At 66.5% G+C, this 15644-nt stretch carries 26 protein-coding genes; all 26 read left to right on the top strand.

Annotated features, from left to right (window positions below):
• On the top strand, positions 1 to 351 hold a 351-nt coding region (locus ON04_RS16665), incomplete at its 5' end, for a hypothetical protein (protein ID WP_029457706.1).
• Complete coding sequence (locus ON04_RS16660) at positions 344 to 514, top strand: hypothetical protein (protein WP_158217823.1); 171 nt, start codon at positions 344 to 346, stop codon at positions 512 to 514. The genes ON04_RS16665 and ON04_RS16660, both read left to right, overlap by 8 nt.
• Positions 511 to 1221, top strand: a complete 711-nt coding sequence (locus ON04_RS04505) for a hypothetical protein (protein ID WP_010540398.1) — start codon at positions 511 to 513, stop codon at positions 1219 to 1221. Before ON04_RS16660 ends, ON04_RS04505 begins: the two co-directional genes overlap by 4 nt.
• Positions 1218 to 1760 (top strand): 3'-5' exonuclease, encoded by a 543-nt coding sequence (locus ON04_RS04500; RefSeq protein ID WP_010540397.1) that lies wholly within the window; start codon positions 1218 to 1220, stop codon positions 1758 to 1760. The genes ON04_RS04505 and ON04_RS04500 overlap by 4 nt, the downstream gene beginning before the upstream one ends.
• On the top strand, positions 1760 to 1918 hold the full coding sequence (locus ON04_RS16655; protein ID WP_158217822.1) for a hypothetical protein: 159 nt from the start codon (positions 1760 to 1762) through the stop codon (positions 1916 to 1918). Before ON04_RS04500 ends, ON04_RS16655 begins: the two co-directional genes overlap by 1 nt.
• Positions 1919 to 2003: 85 nt before the next feature.
• Positions 2004 to 2393 (top strand): hypothetical protein, encoded by a 390-nt coding sequence (locus ON04_RS04495; RefSeq protein ID WP_010540396.1) that lies wholly within the window; start codon positions 2004 to 2006, stop codon positions 2391 to 2393.
• Positions 2390 to 3313 carry a hypothetical protein gene (locus ON04_RS04490; protein ID WP_010540395.1) on the top strand — a complete coding sequence of 308 codons (924 nt, stop codon included), beginning with the start codon at positions 2390 to 2392 and terminating at the stop codon, positions 3311 to 3313. The genes ON04_RS04495 and ON04_RS04490 overlap by 4 nt, the downstream gene beginning before the upstream one ends.
• 5 nt (positions 3314 to 3318) lie before the next feature.
• Entirely contained in the window at positions 3319 to 3609 is a 291-nt protein-coding gene (locus tag ON04_RS04485) for a hypothetical protein (protein WP_238529238.1), read from the top strand.
• Complete coding sequence (locus tag ON04_RS04480) at positions 3606 to 3986, top strand: hypothetical protein (RefSeq protein ID WP_010540393.1); 381 nt, start codon at positions 3606 to 3608, stop codon at positions 3984 to 3986. Before ON04_RS04485 ends, ON04_RS04480 begins: the two co-directional genes overlap by 4 nt.
• Complete coding sequence (locus ON04_RS04475; protein WP_010540392.1) at positions 3983 to 4300, top strand: hypothetical protein; 318 nt, start codon at positions 3983 to 3985, stop codon at positions 4298 to 4300. The genes ON04_RS04480 and ON04_RS04475 overlap by 4 nt, the downstream gene beginning before the upstream one ends.
• A gap of 154 nt (positions 4301 to 4454) precedes the next feature.
• Positions 4455 to 4601, top strand: a complete 147-nt coding sequence (locus ON04_RS16650) for a hypothetical protein (protein WP_238529228.1) — start codon at positions 4455 to 4457, stop codon at positions 4599 to 4601.
• 187 nt (positions 4602 to 4788) lie between these two features.
• Positions 4789 to 6000, top strand: coding sequence for an HNH endonuclease (locus ON04_RS16120; RefSeq protein WP_337998984.1), 1212 nt, complete (start codon positions 4789 to 4791; stop codon positions 5998 to 6000).
• A 49-nt stretch (positions 6001 to 6049) separates the two neighbouring features.
• Positions 6050 to 6697: a DUF7341 domain-containing protein gene (locus ON04_RS04470; protein ID WP_010540390.1), complete on the top strand. Its 648-nt coding sequence runs from the start codon at positions 6050 to 6052 to the stop codon at positions 6695 to 6697.
• 245 nt (positions 6698 to 6942) lie between these two features.
• Positions 6943 to 7173: a hypothetical protein gene (locus ON04_RS04465; protein WP_010540389.1), complete on the top strand. Its 231-nt coding sequence runs from the start codon at positions 6943 to 6945 to the stop codon at positions 7171 to 7173.
• Between the two features lie 29 nt (positions 7174 to 7202).
• On the top strand, positions 7203 to 7472 hold the full coding sequence (locus tag ON04_RS04460; protein WP_010540388.1) for an HNH endonuclease: 270 nt from the start codon (positions 7203 to 7205) through the stop codon (positions 7470 to 7472).
• A gap of 362 nt (positions 7473 to 7834) precedes the next feature.
• A complete protein-coding gene (locus ON04_RS04450) occupies positions 7835 to 9280 on the top strand; it encodes a hypothetical protein (protein WP_141564619.1) in 1446 nt (481 codons plus the stop codon).
• A gap of 16 nt (positions 9281 to 9296) precedes the next feature.
• Positions 9297 to 10874, top strand: coding sequence for a phage portal protein (locus ON04_RS04445; protein ID WP_010540385.1), 1578 nt, complete (start codon positions 9297 to 9299; stop codon positions 10872 to 10874).
• Entirely contained in the window at positions 10874 to 11905 is a 1032-nt protein-coding gene (locus tag ON04_RS15895) for a VG15 protein (protein WP_010540384.1), read from the top strand. Before ON04_RS04445 ends, ON04_RS15895 begins: the two co-directional genes overlap by 1 nt.
• A gap of 31 nt (positions 11906 to 11936) precedes the next feature.
• Positions 11937 to 12653 (top strand): hypothetical protein, encoded by a 717-nt coding sequence (locus tag ON04_RS15890; protein WP_141564618.1) that lies wholly within the window; start codon positions 11937 to 11939, stop codon positions 12651 to 12653.
• Between the two features lie 40 nt (positions 12654 to 12693).
• Complete coding sequence (locus ON04_RS04430) at positions 12694 to 13605, top strand: major capsid protein (protein WP_010540382.1); 912 nt, start codon at positions 12694 to 12696, stop codon at positions 13603 to 13605.
• A gap of 22 nt (positions 13606 to 13627) precedes the next feature.
• Positions 13628 to 13957 carry a hypothetical protein gene (locus ON04_RS04425; RefSeq protein WP_010540381.1) on the top strand — a complete coding sequence of 110 codons (330 nt, stop codon included), beginning with the start codon at positions 13628 to 13630 and terminating at the stop codon, positions 13955 to 13957.
• Positions 13958 to 13976: 19 nt separating this feature from the next.
• A complete protein-coding gene (locus ON04_RS04420) occupies positions 13977 to 14387 on the top strand; it encodes a hypothetical protein (RefSeq protein WP_010540380.1) in 411 nt (136 codons plus the stop codon).
• Positions 14388 to 14401: 14 nt separating this feature from the next.
• A complete protein-coding gene (locus ON04_RS04415) occupies positions 14402 to 14755 on the top strand; it encodes a hypothetical protein (RefSeq protein WP_141564617.1) in 354 nt (117 codons plus the stop codon).
• On the top strand, positions 14752 to 14958 hold the full coding sequence (locus ON04_RS04410) for a hypothetical protein (RefSeq protein WP_010540378.1): 207 nt from the start codon (positions 14752 to 14754) through the stop codon (positions 14956 to 14958). Before ON04_RS04415 ends, ON04_RS04410 begins: the two co-directional genes overlap by 4 nt.
• Positions 14921 to 15184 carry a hypothetical protein gene (locus tag ON04_RS04405; RefSeq protein ID WP_029457700.1) on the top strand — a complete coding sequence of 88 codons (264 nt, stop codon included), beginning with the start codon at positions 14921 to 14923 and terminating at the stop codon, positions 15182 to 15184. The genes ON04_RS04410 and ON04_RS04405 overlap by 38 nt, the downstream gene beginning before the upstream one ends.
• Positions 15184 to 15582 carry a hypothetical protein gene (locus ON04_RS04400; protein ID WP_010540376.1) on the top strand — a complete coding sequence of 133 codons (399 nt, stop codon included), beginning with the start codon at positions 15184 to 15186 and terminating at the stop codon, positions 15580 to 15582. The genes ON04_RS04405 and ON04_RS04400 overlap by 1 nt, the downstream gene beginning before the upstream one ends.
• Positions 15583 to 15644 lie beyond the last annotated feature (62 nt).

Here is a 15644-nt window from a genome sequence, read left to right as displayed (position 1 = left end):
CTGATCACCGTTGAGGGCGACGGGTACACGCTGGCCAGCAATAGGCAGCGCCTCGCACCGATCGTGGCCGGCCCCGACGCCAAGCTCGCCGCGGATGACCGGGCCCTCGACCCCGCCGGGTGGTCCCTCGATCGGCTGATCTTCGCCGCCTGGTGGGTCCATGTCGGTTCGGACCGCGACCACGAAGCGCTCGCGATCCCTGAGTCGTGGGACGGCACCACCGCCGCTCACCTCGTGACCCTCGAGCTCGACTACGACTACCCGCTGTCTGCGGTCGAGGAAGCGCTACTGCGTGAGTACAACGCGTTTCAGGAAGGTAGCGACGACGACCAGCCTGCAGAGGATGACTAGCCCGCAGGCCCGTCTCGCTGACGCCTGGTGGGCCTCTCTCCCACCGGACCGGCAGGCCCAGATCTTCCGTTGGATCGCCGGCCGTGAAGCCGCCCTTGACCACCCGCCCATCCCTGGGCAGACCGATCTCCTCACCGAACTCGACCAGAGGACCACACCATGACCACCACGCAACGGCCCACCGCGGCTGGAGTGTTCATCGTCCGCGATGCGGACGTATGCGCAGCGCTCGAGCAGCTCCTAGCCCCTCACCGCATTGACGAAGGCGCGGCCCGCGCCACCGAAATGCTGAACAGCGCCGAAGCGCACGCGTCGAAGCTCACCGGCGACCCCGCATCGCACCTGCCCGAGACGATTGAGCAGTTGCTCGACCACGTCCACAAAGACGGCCAGACCCGCTCCAAGCAAGACCTGGCTGACGCCCGGGACCAACGCGACGCTCTGGCGAAGAAGCTGCGGGATACCGAGAAGGAGATCCGCGTCAGCGAGTCCTCGATCGCTCGCACTGAGCGCGATCTCGACGAGGCTAACGCCCAGTTGAAGGATGCGTTGGCCAAGATCACCAGCCTGGAGTCGGATGTCGCAACAGCCGGCCGCGACAGCGAGCTTGCCGAAGGGGAGCTGAACAAACTCCGCAACACCGTCGCCGATCTTCACTCCAAGCTCGAGAAGACCCGCGCCACGCCCGCGCCCGCTGTCACGACCGGGTCCCGCAACGCCGACAAGAAAGCGTTCGACGCCCTCGCAACCCGCATGGACAACCAAGCACTCGGTCAGCCCAAATCCGTCGGCGACGTCCTCCGCCTCGCAGCGCGCGCCATCCGGGACGAGATCGACACCGTCTACGCCAACACCAAGAAGGCATCATGACCGACACAACCCCGCACCTGATCGTCGTCGACGTCGAAACGTCTGGTCTCGATCCAAACATGCACGATGTCCTGGAAGTCGCGGCCATCGACCTGACCACTGGTGCGGAGCACTACTTCGTACCGACTCCCACTTCGCTGGGGTGGCGCACTTTGGCGAGTGGCCCCGCGATGCGTGTGAACCGGTACTTCGAGCGCGCCGTCTATGACAACACCCTCGACGAGAGGGACACGATCAAGGCGTGGGAGGAGCTCGCCACGATGCTTGACGGCAACATTCTCGCCGGGGTTAATCCGTGGTTCGATGCCGCGTTCGTGGACGCGGCACTGGCTCACCACCGCATCGAGTGTCGTAGAAGCCACAGGCTCCGGGACCTCGCGACGTACGCCGCGGGCGTCCTCGGAACCGATCCGAGCGAACCCGCCTCGGCGGCTGACATCTTCGCCATCCTCGACGTCACCAACGAGGAAGCGCATTCCGCACTCGGTGATACCCGAGCTACCGCGCGCGCGTTCCAACTCCTGCGAGGTGGCGAGTGATGAGTCTTGACGATTCGTGCCGCGAGCTCGCGGCGAAGATGACCGACGACGACCTCGTGGCCGGCCTCACTGCCCTCGGCCCTGATTCCCCTCTCCTGCCTGCCGTGCGGGCTGAGGTTCGTCGCCGTTTGACCGACCGAAATGACGAGGTGACCTGATGAGCCACTGGCTCGCTTTGATCCCCCACCTGCCCGCCTGGACTGGCTGGGCAACCATGCAGCGTCTAGCTCGAGGAGAAGCACGATGGTGATCGCGCACCCAGATACCGAACTCGATCGCCGGCATTTGACGATCGACTACTCGTCGGGGCATGTCCTGATCGACGGCCGGCCGATCGGCACTTTCGTAGCGGAGCAGGGCCCGGAGATCGTCGCGTCCCCCGCACCTGACCTGTACGTGGTGAACGTGCCGATGTTGGTGAAGTCGGTGACGTTCTTGCCGTCCGGTGAGCACTTCACCGCTAGGGCAAGCTTCAGCCGCGCAGTCGCGGGAATCCGAGCGGCCTTTTCTCAGATGGCTGGCCCGCCTGTGAAGTACAGCGCCGATGATGTCCGTCTCGCTCTGGCCCAGGCCATACCTGACCGATTTGAGATCGAGCGGGTTATGAACGTGCTTAGCGAGGTCGCGCCATGACCACCAACGAATGGACCCGATCCGACTTTGCCAGGCTTGACCTTCACCCGATGTCGACCCCGACCACGGTGCTCGACGAGGTCGCGGCATGGCTGAACGTCCACCACCCGAAGTCGGAGCCCAGCGTCAACTGGGAAATGGTCGCGATAGACATGCAAGGTGAACGCAACGAGGCCACTACCCGCGCCGAGCATGCCGAGCGTGAGCGCGATGAGGCTGTAGCCCGCGCAGAGAAAGCCCGCGACACCGCCGCTACCCGCGCCGAGCAACTCGACAAGCGTGCCAGTCAGGCCAACGGCCGCGCCGACCGCGCCGAGGCTAAGGTCCGGGAGTTGGAGAAGGCCAAGGTGGACCTCACCGCCCGAGCACGGGTCGCCGAGATGCGCCAGCCCGGCTCAGCGCCTTCCCGCGACGAGATCTGGGACGTGATCCGCGACTGCCTCAATGTGTGGGGCATTACCGACCGGAGCGTTGGGCAGATGGCGGACTCTGTACTGGCGTTGGTGTCCGGCGCCGACCCCGCCGTCTACGTCGTGCGGGAGAGCCACATCCACGCGCTCACCGACCCGGAGGACGCGCGGGACTTCGCTCTCGCGGACGGCCAGTGGGAGTTCCGCGACCCCACCGACAGCGATCTTGACCATGCGTGGGACGAGATCGAGTCAGACCTGCGGTACCTCATCGCGGTCCGTCGGGCTCGCGCGATCGAGGCTGAGGCCACCGTCGACCCGGTGGAGGAACTGGCCGCCGAACTCGACGCCGCTGTCCACGGGGCCCTGGACTCCATAGCCGACATGATCAAGAAGATCACCGGCGGCGCGGTCGACTTGAATTTGGTAGACGAGCTGATGCCTGGTGTCGCAGACGAGTCGCGCCGCGTCGCTCGCCAGGTGCTTGCTCAGGGCGGGAGCAACTCGTGACCGGCATGGACAACACCATCGAACAGGTGGCCGAGGCGATCCGTCGTACGCGAGAATTCCAGGCAGGCGCAGCGTTCGGCGTCCCGGAAGACGCACACGAGGACTACGCACTCGGTGTCGCCCGCGCTCTCGCCGCCGCTGGTCTGCTCGCCCCCGCGCCACTGGTCGAGGAGACCGAGACAGTCCAGATCGTGGAATGGGGTGGACGGCCCGCAGTGGTCGAACGCCGCCGCCGATGGGTTACCGACTGGGAGCCTGCCGACCGGGCCGAGGGTGACGGGAGCGCAGGCCAATGACCAATGTGTGGTTCACCGCAGACATGCTCAACGGTGCCGAATCCACGCGGATTGAACTCGCCGCACAGGTGATCGACGTGGCTATGCGGTCGTGGGAGTACCGGTGGCTGGACGAGCCCAACGACCGAGCCGAGGTCATCGCCCGCGCCCTACACTCTGCTCTCTTGTTGGCCCCCGATCCGCGGCCTGCACGGTGGTGGCGCGTCATAGGGGCAGATAACCAACTGTGGGCTGAGACCAGCAGCGAGAGCGAGGCCCGAACCAAGATGCGGCCTGGCGACACGCTGTATCGGCTGTGGGAGGCCATGCCTGCAAGCCAATGCCAGCAATGGGTTCCCGCCGACCTGGCCGAGGGTGACGGGAGCGCAGACACATGACCGCCGGATTTCCGCACGAGTTCGCCGCACCCAGAGACTGCAACCACCACTGGGAACCCGTGTCGATGGTGATGGAAACGCAACTCCTCGACGAGTACGGGCGGGTGCAGGTTCGCCAGCCCGACATCCACGAGGGCCGCGTCTACTTCATCTGCCGGGGATGCGCCTGCCACACGTACATGACTACTCAGTGGCTGGGTGTGCGGATGTACGGCAGTGAGGACGCCATCGACCAGGAGCGCCGAGGGCTGGGCAGCGACGGATACAACCGTCCAGCGTGGGCGCTCGAAGACGACGGGAGGGCGGACACATGAGCGGGTTTCTTGAGTCCTCCGTCGTCCCGGCGGCCCGACCGGAGGCGCATGTGCGGCCATCCGATCAAGTCTCGTGGAAACAGGAAGAAGCGCGCCTCGAGCGCCGCGAGCAAGCGCGACGCCGGGCACAGAAACGCAGGGGCGGGAGCAGCCGATGAGCATGTCCGCGATTGATAAACGCATCAAGAATGCTCGCCTCGCCGTCGACCGGGCGCGCGACCCGGAGACGGTACGCCGGGCTCGCAAAGATCTCGCTCACGCGCTGAGGCTCAAGGACCAGTGGAAGGCCACCAAACGATGAGCAGTCCTACGCTGCCACGCTCGCCACCACCCGACCACCGTCCTGCCCTGCGCGACCCTGACCCGAGAGGCCACCCGTGTTCTTCCAGATCGATGACCAGCTCCCGAACTCGCAGAAGCATCGGGACCTGGCCGACTCCGTTCTGGACGGTGACCTTCGCGGCCCGGCGGCAGGGTTCCTGTGGGTGATGGCCGGTGCTGACTGCCAAGCAACCTTGTCCGATGGGATGGTGACTCGCTCCCAGATCGCCCGGTTGATGCCGGACGCTGGACTGGCGATCGAGCTTGCCGGGATCCTCGTCGGGGTTGGCCTGTGGCATGAGCCTGGTCATGACTGCCCACGTTGCGAACAGCCGCCGGAGAAGGGGTGGATCTTTCACGACTGGTGGGATCTCGGTTACGACCGGGCCGACCAGGTGAAGACCACTCGCCGTAAACGGCGTGAGCTCAAGGATTCCAAGCTGCATGCCCAGGTGTGGGCGCGTGACTGCCTCGATCCGTCTGACCCGACGGTCGCGGAATGTCGGTACTGCGGTGCTGTACTCAAAAAGTACGACCACCGCGGTACGCGCAAGGCGCACCTGGACCACGTCGACCCGACCAAGGCGGCAGGCCCGGAGAATGTTGTCCTCGCGTGCGGGGACTGCAACCGCCGCAAGGGACAACGCACACCTGCCCAGGCCGGGATGACCTTGTCCCCGCCCCCTGCCCATAGCGCCGGCCGTGTGCCGGGCACGCTCGCAGGCCCCAGCGCGTCCGTCGCTGGACCCGACTCGACTATGCCGGCCGCTGGCCCGGCACGCCGCCCTCGTGTGAACGCAGGCCCCACTGGATCGCCGCACCGCGCCGCTGACCGTCCTCGGTCGCCGCATCGCGCCGCTGAACCCCAGGGATCGCCGCACGAGGCCGCTGTGACCGGGACGCCCGGCGCTGTCGTCGACGGACCGCAGGACGTACAACGAGGGCCGCGCGTACCCGACGAGCACCCACCGGCCGACCCACCGCCGACCCGATCGCAAACCCATCGGGTAACCCAACCGAAACCCGAACCAGATCGTGTCCCCGTACGCGCGTCGCGCGCGCACCCGGGCAGGGCAGGGTCAGGGCAGGGAGTGGGTAGGGGTGTGGGGAAGGGCCAGGGTCCGGGTGACGGCCAGGGCTCGGGTCAGCCGTCCGGTTCTAGGAAGCGGCGTCGGCGTGGTCGTGGTGGTCGTTCTCCGGCTGGTGGTGAGGGTGTGCCTTCTGCTGGTGCTTGTCCTGAGGTGGAGGTGGCTGGCAGGTGGGGGTCTCCCTACTACGGGCATGCCGGTCCTCCGCTGTTGGTGGAGGGCTCGGACTGTGATCGTCATGGTCTGCCTGAGCCGTGCCGCAAGTGCAAGACCGAGAGTGAGGCCGGCTGATGCTGCCACTCCTGTTCGACCTGTTCGACCCCGTATCCCAGGAGACTTCGTGACTGAGACGTTCCTCGACCGGCAGGCTGTGCGCACTCTGGCCACCGATTGCAAGATCATCGCTGACTCGTCCGCCGAGTTGCTGCGCATCGCTCGTCTGGAGACCAGTCCTCCCGGTGGGCGGACTGCGCGTAACCCGCGGGTGCCGGGCTCCCGGCCTCCGTTGAACATCGGGGCCCTGTCGGTGGCGAACGAGATTCACACCTGTCTGATGGAGTGGTCTCGCTACCTGAAGGAGAGTGCTGCCGTTGATCTGCCTGAGCATGACGACGACCGGACGCTTGCACTTCATCTCGGTGTGCATGTGCATCGGATCGCGCAGCAGTCGTGGTCGCAGGACTGCGCGGACGAGATTGGTACGTGGGCCGCGACCATCCTCGCGCTCACAACCCCGCCCCCCTCTCGGCGTATCGATGAGTATTCGACCGCCCAACGTGCCGAAGGATTGGCTACCGCCCAGGTGTCCGCGGAGATGTGCGCGGACCTGGTCGAGGAGTACACGCGGGGCGAGCACCGGCCGTCGGCGCAGCAGATCCGCAAGTGGGGGCAGCGTGAGAAGGTGGCGGTGTACGGCCCGCCCGGGTGTCGCATGTATGCGGTCCGTGAGGTGATCGACCACATGCGACACGCGAAGCGGAGAAAGTGATCGGTCTGTCCAAGACGGTGTGCTAGGCTTCGCCTTGCGAGCGCGGTGGGTCCACTGGACCGCCGCGCTTCGTCGTTCCCGCCTGTGGTCGGCGTGTGGAACCCGTGAGCCCACGCCGCGGCAATGAGCGTGGAACTACTCCCGGCCGGCGCCACCTGCGTGCACCTTCCAACAGGCCAGCCCTTGGGCATGGCGCGCACATGACGCGGTGCTCCGGCCGGGCACTAACCAGAAAGGCAACCGACGTGACCGACGCGGACCTGCTCGACATCGTCACTCGCACCGTCCTCAGTGACATCGCCACAGGTGGAGACGTCATGGCCATCCAGCATTCCGGCCTCCCCATCCTCGAGGCGTGCACCAGCCTGTACGGCTGGGCCGATCCGCGCGACACGATTGCACGCGCCGAGATGAACGCAGTGCAGTTCGTGCAAGCTCTTCACCTCGCCCGCCACCCTCAACGGCCCACCCTCTAGGTCAACCCTTCACCCTCTTGGAGGCACATATGGCGAGGACCGGGGCGAGGCCTTACCGCCGCAATCGCGCTCGCATCTTGGCCGGTAACCCCGTCTGCACCGAGTGTGGCCAACCTATCGATACCTCGATCACTGATCAGTACGACCCCGGGTACCCGACCGCCGACCACAAGGTCCCTTATTCGCGTGGCGGGACCGACGCCTTGGACAACCTGGCCCCGATGCACCGCGGCTGCAACCTCGCGAAGCACTCCAAGCCCCACTCGAACCTGATCCGGCGGTCCCGTGACTGGGTCTGAGCCCGCAGATCCCGACGCCTCTCGTTGATCGGGGTGGGGAGGGGGTGACCCCCTCGAGGCCTCTTTGGGCGCATGACGGCGAGGCGACCAATATCCCCCCGGACCTGCTAAAACACATCCCCCCGAGCTGAAATGGCGAGGTGTCGAATTGAGCGGAAAACGGCCCGTTCTCGCTGCAGCGGCAAGTAGGGGCAACCGTAGAAACACGCTGACCCGGCTCCGGGACGTGGTTGCCTGGTCGGTCGACAATTCCGACTCGCCACGCGATATCGCGACACTTGGTCGGCTGATGATCGGCGTACTCGACGAGATCGAAGCGTGTCCTGCTCCGACGACTAAGAAGCGGGAGGCGACACCACTCGATGAGTTCACCGAGCACTTGCGGGCTAAGCGTGCCGCCCAGGATCAGAACCGCGCCGCCGGCGGCTGAGTCCTATGGCCCAGATGCCGCGGCTCTCGCGGCTGGATACGGACTACGGCCGGACGACTGGCAGCAGCTCGTCCTCGACGACATGCTCGGGTTGACTGCCGATGGCAGGTGGTCCGCCTCGCAGGAAGCCCTCTCGTGCCCTAGGCAGAACGGTAAGAACGGCATCATCGAGGTCCGTGAACTGTTCGGCATGGTCGGGCTCGGCGAACGGATACTGCACACCGCCCACGAAGTTAAGACCGCCCGCAAGGCGTACCTACGGCTTCTAGGGTTCTTCGACAACCAGAAGAGATACCCGGAGTTGCACGACCTGGTCGAAGAGATCCGCAAGACCAACGGCCAGGAGCAGATCCTGCTGAAGAACGGTGGGTCAGTTGAGTTCATCGCGCGCTCGAAGGCCTCCGGGCGAGGCTTCACCGCCGATGTCCTAGTGATGGACGAGGCTCAGGATCTCAACGATGACCACTTAGCCGCGCTTCTGCCGACCATCTCCTCGGCGCCGCTGGGAAACCCTCAGCAGATCGTCGCCGGCACACCGCCGGACGGCATCGGCGGCGAGGTGTTCACCCGACTTCGACAGGCCGGAATAGACGGGTCGCATCCTCGGCTGGCTTACCACGAGTGGTCAGCCCCCGAAGATGTTGACTTGGACGACAGGCAAGCGTGGATCGAAGCCAACCCGTCCCTCGGGATCAGGCTGCAGATGTCGGTCGTCGAGGACGAGCGCGCGGCAATGGACGACGAGACGTTTTCCCGTGAGCGGCTGGGCATCTGGAACGCCGGCAACTCCAACGCGCCGATTGATCCGCAGTCGTGGGCCGCGGTCGCTGATACGGAGTCTCAGATCGCCGGGCGGCCGGTCGCTGCAATCGACGTCGCGCCGGACAACCGGACGGGGTCGGTCAGTGTGGCCGGGCGCCGGGCGGATGGGCTGGTGCACGGCGAGCTCGTGGAGAACCGCGCCGGTTGCGGCTGGATCGTGGACTACATGAAGGCGATGCACCGTAAGCACCCGCTGAAGGTGGTGCGGGTGCAGGGCGGCAACGCACCCTCGTCTCCGCTGATCGATCCGCTCAAGGCCGCTGGGCTGCCGGTGGAGGTCACAGGGCCCAACGATGCGGGAACGGCTTGCGCGAGCTTGTACGCGGCGGTCATGGACCGCTCTTTCCGCCACCTGGACCAGCCGGTGGTGAACGCCTCGCTCGCGGATGCCCGCAAGCGCGCGCTCGGCACGGAGGGGCTGTGGGTGTGGAACCGGAAGAACACTGCGGTGGACATCACCCCGGTGATCGCGTTGACGTTGGCGGTCGCCGCGGTCGATGCGACCCCGCCCCCGCCGAAGGTGCGGGTGTCGAACCAGATGTACGGCTTCAACTGAGTAGGGGGTGAATGGCATGGATAAGCTCGATCCGAGGGTGGAGAAGGGCATGGCGGCCTTGTTGGACACCCGCCCGGTGTTCGATGCGCGACGCAGGGCGTACGCGGGCGAGCATGAGTTGCCGTTTGCTCCTGAGGGGGCGTCTGCGGAGTACATGGAGTTGCGCAAGATGGCTTCGCTTCCGCTCGTGCGTCTCGCGGTCCGGACTGCGGCCCAGCGGCTGCGCTCGACGGGCGTGCGCACTTCGGCAGGCGAGGACTTCGACAAGGGATTGTGGCGAGTGTGGGCCGCGAATCGGATGCGCTCGCGCGCCCGGATCCCGTACGTGGACGGTCTTAGGCATGACCGCGGCATCGTGGCGGTGTGGCCGAATCCTCGGCGTCCTGATCAGCCGGTTGTGCGGCCGGAGTCGCCGGAGTCGGTGTGGGTCGAGCCGGATCCCGCTGATCCGTTCGCGTCGATCTGGGCGATCAAGCGGTGGACTGAGGCCGATGACCGTGGTCGCCCGAAGGTGGTCGTGGTGCTGTACACCGCTCAGGAGTGGGTCAAGTTCGCCGGCAGTGGTGATCGTCAGCTCGAGCGGGTGGACGGGGGCCGTAACCCGCTGGGGGCGGTGCCGTTTGTGACCTATGTGCCGGAGATCGATTCTCTGGCCGAGGGCACGTCGTATGTCGATGCGCTCATGCCTGCGCAGCGGGCCGTGGACACGATGCGGTTCAACGTGCTTCTGGCGGCGCAGTTCGCGGCGTTCCGGCAGCGCATCGCCACCGGCTATGACCCGGTCGTCCGCGACGAGAACGGTGAACCTGTGCCGATGAAGGGCGCGGACGGTGAGCCGATCCTGGACGAGCACGGGCAGGCCGTGGCGATGGTTAAGAGCCCCGGCAAGGTCGGGGTGGACCGGATGCTGGTGTTCCCCGGCGTCGACACCAAGGTGTTCGACCTGGCCGAGTCGAACCTGGCGAACTACATCACCGTCCTCGAGCATCTGATCGCCACCTTCGCCTCCACGGCGCAGGTGCCACCTCAGTACCTCGTCGGCGACTTCAAGAACGTCTCTGGTGACCTGATGCTGGCCACCGAGGCCACGCTGACCTCGTTCGTCGACGACCTGCAGACCTCGTACGGTGAGTCTGACAAGGAAGTGTTCCGACTGATCGATGTCGCGCGCGGCGGCGACGGGACCGCTTGTGATGACCTCGAGGTGGATTGGGCACCGTCGGCGCCGGAGGATGCGCAGCAGGTCGCCTCCGCTGCGGCTCAGATGGTGCCGAACGGTGCGCCGTTGCAGATGTTCCTGGAGCGGATGCCGGGCGCGAATCCGCGCACTGTGGAGCGGTGGATGAAGATGGCCTCCGATGAGTTGCAGCGCGCTCTCGGTGGTGACTTCGCGGCGGCCGTTGGTGAGAAGCCGGAGTTCGCCGACACCAAGGCGGTCAAGGACAAGGTCGACGCGCTCGGCTCTCTTCGTCGCGCCGGTGTGGTCCCGGAGGACGCAGCCGAGCAGGTTGGGCTCGACGTCGAGTTCACCGGCGCCGAGCCAGTGAGCTTGCGTCAGCCTGAATCCAAGTCCGGATCGCTCGAGGAGCTCTGATGACTCCCCTGGCGTTGGCCGGCGAGTTCTACCGCACTCAGGCGCGCCGGGATCGGCGCGCGGCGAACGCGGTGCAGGCACTCTGGCGGTCTGCGGATCCGATGGATCTGACGGGCTGGTTCGAGGAGCACGCCGACGAGCTCGTGCTGGCGATCCTCATCGCGCAGGAGGGCAATGCGGCCGAGGCGCAGGACTACCTCGAGGCGCAGACCGCCGAGCAGGGTGTACCGGCGGGCGGGGTATTGATCGACCCGGTCGCGTTCACCACTCCAGTCGAGGCGACGCGGGCGATGGCCTACTCGTCGTCGGTGCTGGCCGCCAAGACCACGATCGCGACTGGTGTGCCTGCGGCGGTGGCCACCAGGTGGGCCACGAAGCGTCTGGTGGGTCTGGCGTCCACGATGGCCGCTGACGCCGGACGTGAAGCCACGCAGGCCGGGATGACGTCCGCTCGGATGGACGGGTGGGTGCGGATGCTGCAGCTCCCGTCGTGCGACCGGTGTGTGGTCCAGGCCGGCAAGTGGTTCGAGTGGAACACCGGCTTCCAGCGGCACCCGAACTGCGACTGCGTGCATGTGCCGGTCGCTAAGCGGCGGGACGCGCCGGACTCCGCGATCGACCCGGTCGCCGCGGTGCGCGCTGGACAGGTCAAGGGACTGTCGAAGGTCGACCGTCAGGCGATCCTCGATGGGGCGGACCCGTCGCAGGTGATTAATGCCAAGCGTGGCATGGGCACGGCCAACGTGTTCGGTCGCGACGTCAAGACCACCGTCGAGGGTACGACTCGTCGCGGCCTGTATGGCGGCTACGACCGGGCGACTGACGGCACGTTGACTCGCCGAGTAGATGCCGGTTTCCGGCGTGGGCGGTCGGCTGCGGGGCAGCTCGAGCGGTACCGCCGACTGCAGGTGCCGCGGCTTGCCCCCTCGGAGTGCTACCGGCTCGCCGGTGGTGACCAGGACGAGGCTCTGCGGCTGTTGCTGCGTAACGGCTACCTCACCTCCGGACTGCCCGCGTCGCGGGCCGCCTAAGACTCCCCCGCCGTACAAGGGCGGGGTGTGCGTGACCGCTGCGCTCTCAGCGGGTGGAAAGGGCATGCATATGCCGAAGAAAATCAACCGTCCGTGGCTCCCGGCTGCCGCCGTGGAGCAGTTCCGACGCCCGATGATGCACCGCGTCCCTGCCGGGGTGAGGTTCGTCGAGGGTGGCGAGCAGGGCGGCAACGAACCGCCCGAAGCTGGCGGGGAAGGCGGAGAGGCTGGAGAAGCCGGGAAGGAAGCTGGCAAGGCGGGCGAGGACGGTAAGACGTTCACGCAGGCCGAGCTGGAGCGCATCATCGCGGGCCGCCTGGCGAAGTTCTCCGACTACGACGAGCTCAAGTCCGAGCGCGACCGACTGCGCGACGCCACGGCGACCGAGCAGGAAAAAGCCGTGGAAGCTGCTCGCAAGGAGGCCGCACAGGAAGCGACCAAGGGCGCCGACGCGCGGCTCAAGCGCGCGGAGTCCCGGGCGCTGGCTGCGGAACTGGGTTTCCACGACCCGTCCGAGGTCCACGTCTTCCTCGACCTTGAGCAAGTGCCGATGGTTGACGGTGACGTCGACACCGCAGCACTACGCAAGACCCTCTCCGAGGTTGCGGAAAAGCGACCGTACCTCCTCAAAGAGCCGGGCCGAGAGGCCGGGGACGTGGGGATCGGCCGCAAGGGCTCCACGCCCGAACCGGAGCCCGGCGTGGCACGAATGGAGTCCGCGTTCGACGCGGCCTTCGCCAAGAAATAACCGAGCCGCCACCGGCGGCACCAACTGAAAGGAGACAGCAGTGGCTGTCACTCTCGCACAGGCTGCCGCCGTCGAGCCCGATCCGGTTCGTCGCGGCGCGATCGAAACGATGCACCAGGTCTCGAACGTGTTCGACCGGCTCCCCATCGAGCCGATTACCGGCAACGCCTACTCGTACGACACCGAGGGCGCCCTACCGGGTACCGGGTTCCGTACCGTCAACGAGGCGTACACCGAGTCGACCGGCGTCATCAACATGGACACCGAGCGGCTGGTCATCCTCGGCGGCGACGCCGACGTGGACAAGTTCCTCGAGACCACGATGGGCTCCTCCCGCGGCTCGCTGATGGCGCAGCAGGTCAAGATGAAGCTGACCTCCGCGCACTCGACGTTCGTCGACGCCATGTTCAACGGCGACGCGCAGGTGAACCAGAAGTCGTTCGAGGGGCTGCGCAAGCGGCTCGTCGGCGCCCAGGTGATCGACTCCGCTGCCCCGGCCAACACCGAAGGGTTCCTCGACGAGCTCGACGCACTGTTCGGTCAGGTCGCCGGCGGCTCCCCCGACGCCGTCTACGCACCGAAGGAGCTGATCGCCAAGCTCAAGTCACTGGGCCGCAAGATCGGTGGAGCTGACTACATCAACTCCGAGATCACCGGCAAGCGCGAGTTCACCTGGAACGGTGTCCCGTTCCTGGACCCGGGCAACCACTGGTCGGGTCGCCGAATCCTCGGCTACGACGCCACGGCCGGCTCCGACGTGTACGCGGTGAAGTTCGCGACGAACTTCAACGAGCACGGGATCATGGGCATCTCCAACGGGGGCCTGCAGGCGTACGCACTGGGCGAGCTCCAGGAGAAGCCCGCCTACCGCACCCGAATCGACTTCTACTGCGGCTTCGTCGCGCAGGGTGGCCAGGCTGCCGCCCGTCTGCGCGCCGTTAAGCCGGCCTGACCCGAGAGAGGACTGATCTGACATGGCAGGACGCACCCGCGCTCCCAAGACCACCAACCTCACCGACGACACCACGGTCGACGCTCCACAGTCGACCGACGCTGGGGACGCCCCGGCGGACACCTACAACGCGTCGGAGCGAGTCTCTTCGACCGCGCCGGACAAGGCCGCGGCCGCCGCGGCCGGGCACCAGTCCGTTAACGCGGTGAAGGTGACCGGCACCGTCCCGGATACCTCTCCGACGGGCACCCGCACCGAGACCTACACCCAGGTCCGCCCAGATGGGACCGAGGTGACGGTGACGCACAACTACGACACCGGTGAGACGACCGTCGCGCCCGTCGGGCCGTAAGAGTGGGGAGGGGCGCTAGATGAGCACCATCATCGGAGTGGACGATCTGCGTTCCTCCCTGCCCGGCAAGACCGAGACGGAGATGCAGCAGATTGCGGACGAGGCGGAAGCTCTGGCCGCCGCCTACGCCCCGTGTCTGTTCTCTCCGGCGTTCGATGCGGCTGACCCCGCGAATGCTCACCGGGTGGCCAGTTTCAAGGCGATCCTGCGTCGGGCCGTGGCGTACGACTCCGCGGCCGGCTCCGGGGCGGTCACGACGACGTCTGTCCGGGCGGACGCGTTCTCGAAGGACCAGCAGATCGACACCAGGCAGCGGCAGTCCGGGATGCTGTTCTCGCCGCTGCAGATCGACGCACTGCGCGCTCTGTGTCCGCCGAAGGTGCGCGACTTGGGTGTCTACTCGGTGCCTTTGGGGATGCCGGGGTTGTGATGGCGGAGGTGTCGATGGAGGACGACCTGCCGCTGACGCAGGAGGTCACGAAGATCACTGTCACCCAGTCGTGGGAGACGGACCGGCTCGGCAACCGGGTGCCTGTCGAGGTCCGCGAGGATGCCCCGGTGTTGGTGCATTCGTGGCGGATCGTCTCGTCCGATGAGCCGATCCTGGCCGGGCATGAGCGGACCGTGGTAGACGCCCGGATGATCGCGGCGGTCGGGGACTTCTCCCCCACCGACAAGGTCGAACTCCCAGGAATGCCGGTGGTATTCGAGGTCGTCGGCCGGGCCGTCAATGTGGATCACAATCCGTGGCTGCACGTTGGTCGGGAGATCGTCAATCTCAAGGAGGTGTCCGGATGATTCGTGTGACGCATGCTTTCTCCGATGAGCCGGAGGTGTTCGACACCACCAAGTTCGGGGTGGAGGACGGTGTTCTGCACATCTTCGACCCCGGGGGTAAGGGCGTCACTCACATCTTCAACAGGGACTCGTGGGCGGCGCTCGAGGCGATCCAGGAGGTGGGCGGTGGCACGCTCTGGCGTTCGTCTCAAGTGGAACCCTGACGCGCTCTACCAACTGCGGTCGGCGCCCGGCGTGACGGCCAAGCTCGACTCGATGGCCGCGGCCCACGCGGCCCGGGCAGGGCCTGGCTACTCCTGGTCCTCCCAGCAGGGTGCGCGGCGCCCTCAGGGGCGTTGGCGGGCGATCGTCTACCCCGACTCGTGGATGGCCGTGCGTGACAATGCGGCCAACAACACGCTCATCAGGACCATGTCAGGGGGAGGCTGATGTCAAACCCTGTACCTCCATCCGGGGCGCTGGTCGCCACTCAGGCACTGCGTGAGCAGCTCGACACCCTCAAGGGGCGGTCGGTCCACGTCGGAACCCGCAAACCTGCCCCCGGGGTCGAGGAGTTCGTGGTGGTCTCCCGCATCGGTGGTGGCCGCGATTCATTCGCTACCTCCGCGCCCCGGTTCCTCGTCGAGTGCTACCACCCCGGCGAAATCGAGGCTGAAGAGCTGGCCCTCGCGGCCGAGCACGCCCTGCGTGGTTCGGTCGGCCGCACCTACTCCGGTGGAGTCATCACCGGATGGGACGGCGACGACAACCTCGTCAACTTCCCTGACCCGAACTCGAGCCACGTCCGGTTTCAGTTCTCCGGCGCCCTCGGCATCGGAACTCGCTAACCACAACTTCATATCCCTTTCTTGGCCCGGTGCGACCCATGCTCTTGAAAGGGGCAAATCCA

The sequence above is a fragment of the Dietzia alimentaria 72 genome (assembly GCF_000226215.1).
Taxonomy (GTDB): Bacteria; Actinomycetota; Actinomycetes; order Mycobacteriales; family Mycobacteriaceae; genus Dietzia; species Dietzia alimentaria.
This window is presented reverse-complemented; position numbering and strand designations above follow the sequence as displayed.

Bases quoted from the DNA above. Each gene is read 5' to 3' on its own strand.
- ON04_RS16655 (WP_158217822.1), top strand. From the start codon at position 1,760: ATGAGTCTTGACGATTCGTGCCGCGAGCTCGCGGCGAAGATGACCGAC.
- ON04_RS16120 (WP_337998984.1), top strand. From the start codon at position 4,789: ATGGCCGGTGCTGACTGCCAAGCAACCTTGTCCGATGGGATGGTGACT.
- ON04_RS04445 (WP_010540385.1), top strand. From the start codon at position 9,297: ATGGATAAGCTCGATCCGAGGGTGGAGAAGGGCATGGCGGCCTTGTTG.
- ON04_RS15895 (WP_010540384.1), top strand. From the start codon at position 10,874: ATGACTCCCCTGGCGTTGGCCGGCGAGTTCTACCGCACTCAGGCGCGC.
- ON04_RS04400 (WP_010540376.1), top strand. From the start codon at position 15,184: ATGTCAAACCCTGTACCTCCATCCGGGGCGCTGGTCGCCACTCAGGCA.
- ON04_RS04410 (WP_010540378.1), top strand. From the start codon at position 14,752: ATGATTCGTGTGACGCATGCTTTCTCCGATGAGCCGGAGGTGTTCGAC.
- ON04_RS04485 (WP_238529238.1), top strand. From the start codon at position 3,319: ATGGACAACACCATCGAACAGGTGGCCGAGGCGATCCGTCGTACGCGA.
- ON04_RS04490 (WP_010540395.1), top strand. From the start codon at position 2,390: ATGACCACCAACGAATGGACCCGATCCGACTTTGCCAGGCTTGACCTT.
- ON04_RS04420 (WP_010540380.1), top strand. From the start codon at position 13,977: ATGAGCACCATCATCGGAGTGGACGATCTGCGTTCCTCCCTGCCCGGC.
- ON04_RS16650 (WP_238529228.1), top strand. From the start codon at position 4,455: ATGAGCATGTCCGCGATTGATAAACGCATCAAGAATGCTCGCCTCGCC.
- ON04_RS04495 (WP_010540396.1), top strand. From the start codon at position 2,004: ATGGTGATCGCGCACCCAGATACCGAACTCGATCGCCGGCATTTGACG.
- ON04_RS04415 (WP_141564617.1), top strand. From the start codon at position 14,402: ATGGAGGACGACCTGCCGCTGACGCAGGAGGTCACGAAGATCACTGTC.
- ON04_RS04505 (WP_010540398.1), top strand. From the start codon at position 511: ATGACCACCACGCAACGGCCCACCGCGGCTGGAGTGTTCATCGTCCGC.
- ON04_RS04480 (WP_010540393.1), top strand. From the start codon at position 3,606: ATGACCAATGTGTGGTTCACCGCAGACATGCTCAACGGTGCCGAATCC.
- ON04_RS16660 (WP_158217823.1), top strand. From the start codon at position 344: ATGACTAGCCCGCAGGCCCGTCTCGCTGACGCCTGGTGGGCCTCTCTC.
- ON04_RS04425 (WP_010540381.1), top strand. From the start codon at position 13,628: ATGGCAGGACGCACCCGCGCTCCCAAGACCACCAACCTCACCGACGAC.
- ON04_RS04450 (WP_141564619.1), top strand. From the start codon at position 7,835: ATGAGTTCACCGAGCACTTGCGGGCTAAGCGTGCCGCCCAGGATCAGA.
- ON04_RS04460 (WP_010540388.1), top strand. From the start codon at position 7,203: ATGGCGAGGACCGGGGCGAGGCCTTACCGCCGCAATCGCGCTCGCATC.
- ON04_RS04500 (WP_010540397.1), top strand. From the start codon at position 1,218: ATGACCGACACAACCCCGCACCTGATCGTCGTCGACGTCGAAACGTCT.
- ON04_RS04475 (WP_010540392.1), top strand. From the start codon at position 3,983: ATGACCGCCGGATTTCCGCACGAGTTCGCCGCACCCAGAGACTGCAAC.